This window comes from Polaromonas sp. P1_G4 (assembly GCF_056405475.1).
The window spans coordinates 1-11,375 of the sequence record NZ_JBFUCA010000091.1; the positions used below are offsets into that span (position 1 = coordinate 1).

An 11,375-nucleotide genomic window follows, 5' to 3' on the forward strand; every position below is an offset into this window, starting at 1 on the left:
GAGCGGCCGTAGCAGGAATGACCGGCATATTGCGTCCACTGGAGCAGCTGAGCGGCCGTAGCAGGAATGACCGGCATATTGCGTCCACTGGAGCAGCTYGTGCCAGGCGGTGGCGGCCATTTCCGCCTGTTTTCCCGGCGATGCCGCCAGGTGGCTCAGCCAGTCGGCCTGCGCCAGTAGTACGGATGCGGGCGAAATGCCGTTGGCCATGCGGGCCAGCAAAGGCTGCAGCGGCACATCCGCGGGCGCGGGCCCGGCGGGCGCAATGGTCAGCTCGGCGGGCATGTTCCGGTTTCCGGTGGTTAAAAAACGGCGGCACCGCGGCGGCAGGAAGGAACGCGCTCACACGGCGCTGGGCGACAGGTCCGTCGGCCGGACCACATCGTCCTTCTTCGCGTGGTCCCGGACCGCGGCGCCGAAGACGTTCAGGTCGGACGCGTAACTGCCGTCATCCACTTCGCGCGCGGTGAACGAGGTCGACAGGATGGGCGGACGGCCCAGTATCCGGTCGATCTCGGCGAAGGCATTGGTGGGGCCCTTGCCGCCCATCACCGAGATGACGGCAACCCGCTTGAGGCTGGAGGTATGGTCGCGCACAAAACTGCGCATGGGCCCGGCCAGCTCGGCAAGCCAGATGGGCGCGATCAGCACCACCGTGCCGAAACTGCGCGGGTCAGGCCCCTCGTAGCGGATCTCGGGATGGCGCCTGAGCAGCGAATCCAGTACGCAGCGCAGCATGCCCACGGTGCCGGCGCGTGAGCGCGTTTCGCGCACCTCGCCACGCGGCCACTGGAACTGGCTGGCCAGCAGGTCGGCCACGCGGCGCGAGGTGCCGGTATTGGAATAACAGACGATAAGGGTGGAGTTGGACATGATTCTGTTCCTTCGAAGGTTGGGCTCGGTGGCGCTTGGTCGGGCGCTGGTCTGGTACCGGGCACCAGCAAGGGTATGGGAGGCGACCGGCTCACCCCTTGACGTACATCAAGGGCGGCAGCCTTGCCGCAGGACTCTCCCCCGCTCACGCCTTGCGCGATGCCGTTGAAACAAAGCGCAGGGCCAGCAGCCACAGCGTCATGGCGCCCAGGATCAGCAGCAGCCAGGCGGCGCCCCGCCCGGACGGCGCGGCAAAGCCCATGACCCCGCGCAGCCAAGGCTCCCACAGCGCCAGCGAAAGCAGCGCGGCCACGGCGGCGGCCAGACGCGGGAGCCAGGGATTCCTGAAGATATGCACCGAATGCCGGTGAACCAGCACCAGCAGGAACAGGCCCGCGACCAGGCTCACGAACATCGTCGTGCGCACCTCGGCAGCGGGCCAGCCTTGCTCCAGCAGGGACCAATTGGCCGCGAGCAGAACAAAGGCCAGGCCAAAGCCTTGCGACAGGCCATAGACCATGTTGCGCAAGGCAAACGGCGAATCCGCGGCCGGCCTGGGCGGACGGCGCATCAGCTGGGAATCCGCCGGCTGAGCTTCAAACAATATCGAGCAGGCCGGATCAATGATCAGCTCAAGCAGGATGATCTGCGCGGGCAGCAACAGGGCGGGCCAGCGAAGCAAGGCGGGAACCAGAGCAAGCGCCACGATGGGCGCGTGCACCGCGAAGACGAAGCGCACGGCGCTGCGGATGTTGTCGTCGACGTGGCGGCCCTGGCGTATGGCGGTCGCGATGCTGGCGAAGCTGTCGTCCAGCAGCACCAGGGCCGCGGCTTCGCGCGCCACGTCGGTCCCGCGCTCGCCCATGGCGATCCCGGCATCCGCGGCCTTGAGCGCGGGTGCATCGTTGACGCCGTCGCCCGTCATGCCCACCGTGCCGCCGTCGGCCTGCAGCGCGCGCACCAACCGCAGCTTCTGCTCGGGCCTGAGCCGCGCGCAGATGGCTGCGTTCCTCAAGCGGGTCCGCAGCGAGGCATCGTCCAGCGCATCGATGTCCGCACCGGTCAGCACGTCGGAGGGATTGGGCAGGCCCGCCTGTCGGGCGATCGCACTGGCCGTCACAGGGTGGTCCCCCGTCATCATGATCACGCGTATGCCCGCCTCGCGGCAATCCTGGACGGCTTGCGGTACCGTGGGCCGCAGCGGATCGGCCAGGCCCAGCAAGCCGGCAAAGCGCAGCGTGAAGCCCTGCTGGCTTTCGGGCAATGCGGTACCCGTCCACTCACCGCTCGCCACACCGAGCACGCGCAGGCCTCTTGCCGCCATGTCCTGCACCTGCTGCTGCACCGCCTCGCGTTGAAGCCCCGGGAGCCGGCACAAGTCCATGACCGCCTCCGGCGCGCCTTTGGTGGCCAGGAAATAACGCCCTTGGATCTCGCCGCCGTAGGCATGGGTGACGGCCAGTAGCTGCGGCGTGAGCGCATATTGCAGCGCCGGCGCGGTGCCCTGGCGCGCTGTCGAATCCGGGCCCAGGCGCAAATCCCCGAGGACCCGTATGGCTTTTTCCATGGGGTCAAACGGCTTCGGCGGCGTGGCCAGCATCGCGCATTCGAGCAGTCCCGTGAGCGCGGGAGGAAGCTGCGCATCGCTGCCGGCCTTGAACACGGCATCCGCACCCGCCAGCTCAACGAGCGCCATGCGGTTCTGCGTCAGGGTGCCGGTTTTGTCCACGGCCAATACCGTGATCGCGCCCAGCACCTCGATGGCGTCGACCCGGCGCGTGAGGATTTTCTGCCGGGACAATCGCCAGGCCGCCAGCGCCAGGAACACCGCGAGGACGACGGGAATCTCCTCCGGCAGCACCGCCATCGCAAAAGCAATCGCCGGCAGCAGGCTGGCGACAAAGCCCTGGCCGTCCCTGAGCCAGGCCAGCAGCACCAGCAGCGCGGCGACGGCCAGCCCGGCGCCGGCGAATCCCCGCACGATGCGCCGCGACTGCCGGTACAGCCTGGAGGCCGGAGCCTGCGTCGTCGCAAGGGCCACGCCGATGCGGCCCATCGCGGTGCGGCCCGCGGTGGCATGCACCCGGGCCAGGCCCGTACCCTGCGTGATCACCGTACCGGCGTAAACCGATGCGCCGCTTTCGCCATCGGGTCCAAGGCCGTCCCGCTGCTCGGGCTCGGGCAATTTGGGCCTGGGCACGGATTCGCCGGTCAGCAGCGACTCGTCGACTTCAAGGGCGCCCTCCAGCAAGGCCGCGTCGGCGGCGATGCGGTCGCCTTCGCGCAGCACCAGCACATCCCCGCAGACCACTTCGCGGCAAGCAATGCGAAGCTCTCTGCCGTCCCGAAGGACCAGCGCGCGCGGCGCCGACAGTTCACGCAAGGCCTCCAGCGCCCGCTGCGTTTTGCGTTCCTGGAACAGCGTCAGCGCGACGATCAGCAAGACCGAGGCCAGCAAAAACGTGGCCTCGGCCGTGTCACCCAGCACCAGGTAACCCGTGCCCGCCGCGAGCAGCATCAGGAACATGGGCTCCTTGACGACACCCAGTGCGATCCACCCAAAGCTTTGCGGTTCGCTTCCGGGCAGCAGGTTGGGCCCGTCGGCGCGCAACCGCGCGTCAGCTTCCTCGCCGCTCAGTCCCGGGGCCGCGGGCGCCGGCTCACGCGGGGGGGCGGCGGCTCGGGCTGCGGTGTTCATGGTTCCGGCGCGATCCGCACAGCCCGTCAGCTATTTTTTGGCGCCGGAATCCGCGCCCTTGTCCGCCGCCTGTTTGCCGGCCTCGGCCGATTCCTGCGCGGCTTTGTCCGCGCTTCTCAAGGCATCCTGCGTGGCCTTCATGGCCTTCTGTGTTTGCGCCTGGTCGGACTGGCCGGCCTTGCGCAGCGCTTCCCCGGCGCGACCCGACGCCGCGCGCACTGCGCTCGCCGCCCGCCTGGCCGCCTCGGCCGCCTTTGCCGTGAGCTTTTTCATGTCGTCGGTGGCCGTCGCGGCGGCATGCTCGGCCTTTTCGCGGGCCTTTCTTGCGGCTTCGTCCGCCTTGAGCGCCTGCTCCCGGATATTCGCGGCGGTCCGCTTCGAGACGTCCTGGGCGGCGGTCTCCGCCAGCTGCAGCGTGAGTTTGACCAGGTCGGCCGCCGCGCGGGCGGAATCGGCCGCCTCTTGTGCAGCTTTCTGCGCGGCCGCCTTTGACCGCGCGGCCACGCCGGCCGGCGCGCTGGCGGCCCCGGTCGGCGCCTGGGCCCTTTCAGGGGCCTGGGCCCGGGCATCACCTGCCGCGTAGCCCATGGCGCTTGCAGCAAAGGCGGCGGCAATCACAAAAGTCTGGGTATTCACGGTCGGCCTTTCAACGAAGTTGGGGGTCCACCATGATGGCCACACCGGGCGACAACGCATTTGACTTGGCGCAACTGGCACGCAATGGCCACTTTATGCAGGATTGGAAGCGTCGTTCAAGGCCTCTGGCGCGGCCCCTGCTTCTCCCCTGCTTGCGCCAGATCAACATCGGTTTTCTCTAGCGTCATGAAAATCGCGGTTGAAGCAGACACAAAGACCATCCACTTTTTTCAGGCCTCTTCATGAAGCACTATGACAACACATTGGCAGGACACTTCGGCGGCATCCTGGCCCGGCGCGAAACCGAATTACGGGACGCCTTGGATAGGGGAAACAAAAAGGAACTCGCGGCTGACCAGGCCGGCGGCGAGGTGCAGGATTTCAAGGACCTGGCCGAGCGGGAGTCGCAGTCCGACATGGCGGCGATGGACACGGCGCGAGCCACTGCCGAGCTTTCCCTGGTGGTGGCGGCCCGGCGCCGGTTGCGGGAAGGCAGCTTCGGTCAATGCGCTGGATGCGGCAAGCCGCTCGATCTGCGCCGCCTGGAAGCGCTGCCGGCCGCCGCATTCTGTGTGTCGTGCCAGACTGCCAGCGAAAAAATGCCGCACCAGCCCACCGGCAGTTGATCCGCATCAATAGTTTGTCCCCGGGAATCGTCAATMTTCATGACGTTTCAACTCCCGTGAGGTACCACCGTGTTCAAGCGAATCCTGATTCCCGTGGACGGCAGCGACACCGCCACCAAAGCCCTTGTCGCTGGCCTGCAGATCGCGCGTGAAACCAGCGCCAGCGTGCGGTTGGTGCATGTCGTCAATGAAATGGCCTACCTGGGCGGGATAGATCCCCATGGCACGTACTCGGCCGACCTGGCCGGCATGATGCGCGAAGGCGGCGCCAAGGTATTGACCGACGCAATGGCCGTCGCCCAGTCGGCAGGTATCGAAGCCAGCCAGGCACTGCTCGATGAATCCGGCAAGCGCCTCGGCGAAGTCATGGCCACGGCAGCCAAGCTATGGGGTGCCGACCTTGTGGTGGTGGGCTCCCACGGCAGGCGCGGCATAGGGCGCGTGCTGCTGGGCAGTGGCGCGGAGCAAATATTGCGACTGTCGCCTGTGCCTGTACTGGTTATTCGCAGTGCACCGCCGGAAGCGAGTTCGGGCTAGCGGAACTGCTGCATGCCCCGTGAACACTTTGACCCTGGCGCAGAAATAAATCCAGCCAAATCAAGGACTTACGGGTGATGGGTGCGGGTCAGACTCGCAGCAGTTGCCCACCATTCCTCTTCGACCTGCCTCTCGAGCTATTGTTCGCCCATGGCTTTTGTTTCCACTCGCGGCTGGCTCACCATAGCCAGGAGAGATTCGATGTCTGCGGGCTTCACCACATGATGGTCAAAACCCGCTTGTTGGGAGCGCAGCCGGCTTTCGGCTTCGCCGTAGCCGGTCAAGGCAATCAGCAGCGTTGTTTTCGATTCCGGGCGACTGCGCAGCTGGCGAGCAACTTCAAAGCCGTCCAAGCCGGGCAAACCGATGTCGAGGATGACTACGTCCGGCACGAATTCCCGGGCGATATGGAGCGCTGACGCACCATCATTCGCGATCCTCACATTAAAACCTTCCAGCTCCAGCAGCACTTGCAGCGTTTCTGCGGAAGCGCATAAATCGTCGACTACAAGGACTTTTCGGGGAACAGCAGCCACCGGTTTGGCGGCCGCCGGCGCAGCCACCACAGGAAGACCGGCATCGTTGCCTGAAATCCTCGCCGGAAAATAAAGGGATATCCGGCTTCCCATGCCTTTGCCTTCGCTATAAGCCTCTACTTTGCCGTTGTGCAACTCGACCAAATGCTTGACCAGTGTCAAGCCGATACCCAGGCCGCCTTGCGCGCGGTCCAGAGCCTGATCGCCCTGGGCAAAGAGGTCGAATACATGCGGCAGGAATTCGGGCTCAATGCCCTGGCCGTTGTCTGATACGAACAGGGTGACGCCCTCCTCCTGCAGCGAAGCGTTCAGCTCGATCTTTCCATGCTGATCCGTGAACTTGGAGGCATTGTTCAGCAGGTTGGAAAGTACTTGCGACAAGCGCACCAAATCGCCCTGGAGCACCACGGCTTCAGCTGGAAGACGGACAGTCAATTCCTGATTCCTGGCTGCCAGCAGCGGGCTGCTGGCCTCCACTGCATGCTCGCACAATGTCGAGAGCAGGACCGGCTCCATGTGAACCGTCACCTTGCCCCTGACGATCCGCGAGACGTCCAGAAGATCATCGATCATTCGTGACATGTGATCGACCTGCCGTGCAATGACATCACGCGCCCATGCAACTTTCGGGTTGACCACATGGGAACTGTGAATGATGTGCACTGCGTTCCTGATCGGAGCCAGCGGATTCCTGAGCTCGTGCGCCAGCATGGCAAGGAACTCGTTCTTGCGGCGATCCGCTTCCTGAACCAGCGTATAGAGTCTGGCGTTTTCCATTGCAATAGAGGCACGGCCCACCACCTCGCTGAGCAGGGCGGCGTCCGCCTGCGCAAAACCGCCGGCCTTGCCGAACAGGATGAGTGCGCCCAGCATCTGCTCACGCGCGACCAGCGGACAAATAGCCATCTCCTCATGGTCCGCCGGCAGCTCCGGCCAGGCAGGCTGCGGGGCTGCCGCGGAGGCCGTCGACGCCGCGCACAATTCCGTTGCGGGCAGAAACGCTATCTTCCGCGAGAGCATGGCGCTGCGGACCGTCGCCGCCATGGAGGCGCTCAACTYGCGATGGCATTCGAGTACGACAGGGCCCGCGGAGGGATCCGGGCCACCCGCAATCTTGAGGCAGCGACAGTGCAGTTCGCCATGGCTGTCCAGCAAGGCGACGGCCGCCATGGCGCCAAGGTCCGGTACGGCGATATCCGCCAGCGCTTGGGCAGTGGCATCGATATTAAGGGACATGGACAGGCGTTGGCTGGCATCCGACAGGAAGGCGGCGCGCCGCGTGGCATCCTCTGCAGCGGTGCGTGCCGCCTCGGACCGCGCCAGCGCCTCGCGCTCGACGGCCTGTTGCTGAAGCTGCCGGTTCATGCGGTGCAGGTCGACGAAAACCTTGACCTTGGAGCGCAACACCCCAGGCACGACGGGCGACGAGATGTAGTCCACCGCGCCCAGCGCGTAACCCTTGGCGGCCTGTTCCTCGTCCACATAGGCCGTGATGAAAACAATGGGCGTTTGCGCTGTCTTCTTGTACTGCCGGATCATGCTGGCGGTCTCCAGCCCGTCGAGGTCGGGCATGTTGACGTCCAGCAGGATGACCGCAAACTCCATCTGCAGGATGAGGCGCAGAGCCTCCCGGCCCGAGCGGGCGCTGACGATGTTTTGCCCCAGTTCTTCCAGGATGCTGTTCATGACAACATGCTTCTCCGGCAGGTCGTCGACGATCAGGATGTTGACCAGGTCCGGATTCAGCATGTTTGCCGGCTCCTGCGGCATGAGGACGGCACTCACCGGGGCAACCAGGCACGCAGCACGGCCAGCAGGTTTTCCGTATTGACGGGCTTGGAGAGGTAGTCCCAGGCGCCGGCCTCTATGCATTTCTCGCGGTCCCCCTTCATGGCTTTGGCCGTGACCGCGATCATGGGCAAGGTCTTGCCGGCCGGCAGCTTGCGAATCTCCTGCATGGTGACCAGCCCGTCCATCACCGGCATCATGATGTCCATCAGTACCACGCTGAGCTGCGGATCGGAGGCAACTTTGGCAATGGCGTCGTGGCCGTTGTCAGCCCAGACGATGTCCATGCCCTCCCCCTCCAGCACGGTGGCCAGAGCGAAGATATTGCGCATGTCATCGTCGACGATCAGTACCCTTTTTCCCGCGAGTGACTTGTTGGCATCGTGGAAGTTTCGCAAGGTGCTGCGCTGCCTGTCCGTCATGCGCGCCTCGCTTACATGCAGGGCATGCAGGGCCAGGTCTATCACCCGGGGGACAGACCTGGCTTCGCGGAAAAAATAGCCGTCGTGTGACTGCCAAGCAGGCTGAAGCTGCGCATCGATCATGCCTTCACGCCAGACCACCATCTGCAGCGGCCCGAGCACCGAGGCTGCGGGCGAGGCATTTCGCAAGCGGTCGAACCCGTTCGCCAGTGACGCCTCATCAATCACGGCGCATTCGAAGCGGGCGAAGTCCTCGGGTTTGACGTCCGCCAGTGACGGCACCGCGAGGCACTGAACATGGCTGCCGCCCAGCAGGCCGGTGACCTCGGCACGCAACGCTTCGTCCATCAGGGCAACAACCACGTGCCGCACCGGGCGCGACACATAACGGTGCAGCTGATCCAGCATTTCGTCGAGAACTTCCTTGGCTGGAATCGGTTTCTCGATGAATGCCATGGCGCCGGATCGATAGGCGCGCTCCTTGGAATCGTCGGTGGATATCACGCAAACCGGAATGTGCCTGACGCTGAAGTCCTGCTTGATGCGCTCGAGCACGCGCCAGCCCTCCATGTCGGGAAGATGCATGTCCAGCGTGATGGCCGAAGGCTTGAACTCGGCGGCAAGCGTGAGGGCGCGGGCCCCCAGCGACGTCACCAGGCCCTTGAACCCCTTGGCCCTTGCGGCATCAAGCAAAAAGCTGGCAAAGGCCAGGTCGTTCTCCACAATCAGGAGCACAAAGTCGCCAGGCTGGATGGTGTGCCGGTCATCCGCAGCCTCATTGGCCGCAGAGTGCGTGTCCAGCGACAGAACGGAATCATCGAAGGCGACTTCCATCTTCTCGAAACCCAGGCGGCTGATCGGCGCGGCCGGCTCGAAGCGCTGCTCGGCGCTGCTGCCCTGTTTGCGCGCTACGCGCGTCGAAGCGTAGACCAGCGGCAGGTAGAGCACAAAGCTGCTGCCTTCTCCCGGCGCGCTGGACAGGCGTATTTCGCCGCCCAGCAGGCGCGAGAGTTCGCGACTGATGGCCAAACCCAGACCGGTACCGCCGTACTTGCGGCTGGTACTGCCGTCAGCCTGCTGGAAGGCTTCAAAGATGATCTGCTGCTTGTCGGCGGAAATACCGATACCTGTGTCAGTGACGGAAAACGCCAGCACCTGCTGCGCGCGGTTGAGTTCCTCGTTGTCCGGACTCCAGCCGGTAAAGGCTTCTTCTATCGCCAGGGCCACATGACCCTGGTGCGTAAATTTGAAGGCGTTCGACAACAGGTTTTTGAGAATTTGCTGCAGGCGCTTGACGTCGGTCACCATGGAAACCGGCAACTGCAGCCCGGTAGTGATCAGGAAATCCACATTCTTGGCTTCGGCCACATGGCGGAAAGTGCGCTCGACGTACATCTGCAGATCGGACAGCCGCAGCTCGTTCACGTCCACCACCACCGTGCCCGACTCGATTTTCGACAAGTCCAGGATATCGTTGATCAGCATCAACAGGTCGTTGCCGGAGGAATGAATGGTCTTGGAAAACTCCACCTGCTTGTTGGTCAGGTTGCCTTCCGAGTTCTTGCACAGCTGATCGGACAGGATCAGCAGGCTGTTCAGCGGTGTGCGCAACTCATGCGACATATTGGCCAGAAACTCCGACTTGTACTTGGACGTGAGCGAAAGCTGCTTGGCCTTTTCTTCCAGTGCCTGCCGGGCTTGTTCGACCTCCTGGTTCTTGCGCTCCACCTCGTCGTTCTGCTGGACCAGCAGATGGGCCTTTTCCTGCAGTTCCTCGTTGGTCTGCTGCAGTTCTTCCTGCCGGCTTTGCAGCTCCTGCGCCAGGGACTGCGACTGGGTCAGCAAGTCCTCGGTGCGCATATTCGCTTCAATCGTGTTGATCACGATGCCGATACTCTCAGTGAGCTGGTCCAGGAAAGCCTGGTGGGTTGGGTTGAATCGCTCGACCGAGGCGAGTTCCACCACACCGCGGACCTGGCCTTCGAAGATGATGGGCAGCACCAGGATGTCCATAGGCGCCACTTCGGTGAGGCCGGACGATATCTTGAGGCCCTGCGGTAGCGAGGACGTCAACAAGATCTTTTGTTTGTCGAAAGCGCACTGGCCTATCAGGCCCTGGCCCAAGTCGATTTCCTTGCCGTAAGCGCCCTGCCCTTCGGAGGCGTAGCTGGCCATGAGACGCAGGCGCGGCCTCTCTTGCGTGTAGCTCAGCACATAAAACTCCGCCTGCTGCGCGCCAACCACCGGTGCCAGCTCCGAGAGAATCAGATGCCCCACGGCCACCAGGTCTTTCTGGCCCTGCAGCATCCGGCTGAATTTGGCGAGATTGGTTTTGAGCCAGTCCTGCTCGGTATTGACCTGGGTCGTGTCCTTGAGGTTGCGGATCATTTCATTGATCGTGTCTTTCAGCGCCGCCACCTCACCGAGCGCCTCGACCGTGATGGACCGCGTCAAGTCACCTTGCGTCACGGCAGTGGCCACCTCGGCAATGGCGCGCACCTGGGTCGTCAGGTTGGCAGCCAGCTGGTTCACGTTCTCCGTCAGGCCTTTCCAGGTGCCGGCGGCTCCGGGCACCTTGGCCTGCCCGCCCAGCTTGCCTTCCACGCCGACCTCGCGCGCCACCGTGGTTACCTGATCGGCGAAGGTGGCCAGGGTGTCAGTCATGCCGTTGATGGTGTCGGCCAGCGCGGCGATCTCGCCCTTGGCTTCCACGGTCAGCTTGCGCTCCAGGTCGCCGTTGGCCACGGCCGTCACCACGCGCGCAATGCCTCGCACCTGGCTGGTCAGATTGCCAGCCATGAAGTTCACGTTGTCAGTCAAATCCTTCCAGGTACCGGCCACGCCCTGCACGTCAGCCTGGCCGCCCAGTTTGCCYTCGGTGCCYACTTCTCGTGYCACCCGCGTCACTTCRGAMGCAAACGAGCGAAGCTGRTCCACCATGGTGTTGATGGTGKYCTTGAGYTCGAGRATYTCRCCCTTCACGTCCACCGTGATCTTYTTGGAAAGGTCACCGGCAGCCACAGCTTTGGTCACGTCGGCGATGTTGCGCACCTGTGATGTCAGGTTACCGGCCATGAAGTTCACGTTGTCGGTCAGATCCTTCCAGGTACCGGCCACACCTTGCACATCGGCCTGCCCGCCCAGCTTGCCTTCGGTACCCACCTCGCGCGCCACCCGCGTCACTTCAGAGGCAAATGACCGCAGCTGATCCACCATGGTGTTGATGGTGTTCTTTAACTCGAGGATCTCGCCCTTCACG

At 64.0% G+C, this 11,375-nt stretch carries 8 protein-coding genes; 2 read left to right on the forward strand and 6 right to left on the reverse strand.

What is annotated here, in order from left to right:
• The 4 genes from AC1D1X_RS06765 to AC1D1X_RS06780 all read right to left on the reverse strand — a co-directional run.
• Positions 1–285, reverse strand: a 285-nt coding sequence (locus AC1D1X_RS06765; RefSeq protein ID WP_477698019.1) for a poly-beta-hydroxybutyrate polymerase N-terminal domain-containing protein, incomplete at its 3' end; no start/stop codon positions are given.
• A 57-nt stretch (positions 286–342) separates the two neighbouring features.
• The gene (locus tag AC1D1X_RS06770) at positions 343–873 is read right to left on the reverse strand and encodes a flavodoxin family protein (protein ID WP_477698020.1); all 531 of its coding nucleotides are present in this window, start codon (positions 871–873) and stop codon (positions 343–345) included.
• 145 nt (positions 874–1,018) lie between these two features.
• Positions 1,019–3,571: a cation-translocating P-type ATPase gene (locus AC1D1X_RS06775; protein WP_477669596.1), complete on the reverse strand. Its 2,553-nt coding sequence runs from the start codon at positions 3,569–3,571 to the stop codon at positions 1,019–1,021.
• A gap of 30 nt (positions 3,572–3,601) precedes the next feature.
• Complete coding sequence (locus AC1D1X_RS06780) at positions 3,602–4,207, reverse strand: hypothetical protein (protein ID WP_477669597.1); 606 nt, start codon at positions 4,205–4,207, stop codon at positions 3,602–3,604.
• Between the two features lie 242 nt (positions 4,208–4,449).
• On the opposite strand from AC1D1X_RS06780, the gene AC1D1X_RS06785 reads away from it, so the two are divergent.
• Both AC1D1X_RS06785 and AC1D1X_RS06790 read left to right on the forward strand, forming a co-directional pair.
• A complete protein-coding gene (locus AC1D1X_RS06785; protein ID WP_477669598.1) occupies positions 4,450–4,833 on the forward strand; it encodes a TraR/DksA family transcriptional regulator in 384 nt (127 codons plus the stop codon).
• A 69-nt stretch (positions 4,834–4,902) separates the two neighbouring features.
• The gene (locus AC1D1X_RS06790) at positions 4,903–5,370 is read left to right on the forward strand and encodes a universal stress protein (RefSeq protein WP_477669599.1); all 468 of its coding nucleotides are present in this window, start codon (positions 4,903–4,905) and stop codon (positions 5,368–5,370) included.
• A gap of 137 nt (positions 5,371–5,507) precedes the next feature.
• Here AC1D1X_RS06790 and AC1D1X_RS06795 read toward each other — a convergent pair whose 3' ends face one another.
• Both AC1D1X_RS06795 and AC1D1X_RS06800 read right to left on the reverse strand, forming a co-directional pair.
• Positions 5,508–7,655, reverse strand: coding sequence for a response regulator (locus AC1D1X_RS06795; RefSeq protein ID WP_477698021.1), 2,148 nt, complete (start codon positions 7,653–7,655; stop codon positions 5,508–5,510).
• A 32-nt stretch (positions 7,656–7,687) separates the two neighbouring features.
• Positions 7,688–11,375, reverse strand: a 3,688-nt coding sequence (locus AC1D1X_RS06800; RefSeq protein ID WP_477698022.1) for a response regulator, incomplete at its 5' end; no start/stop codon positions are given.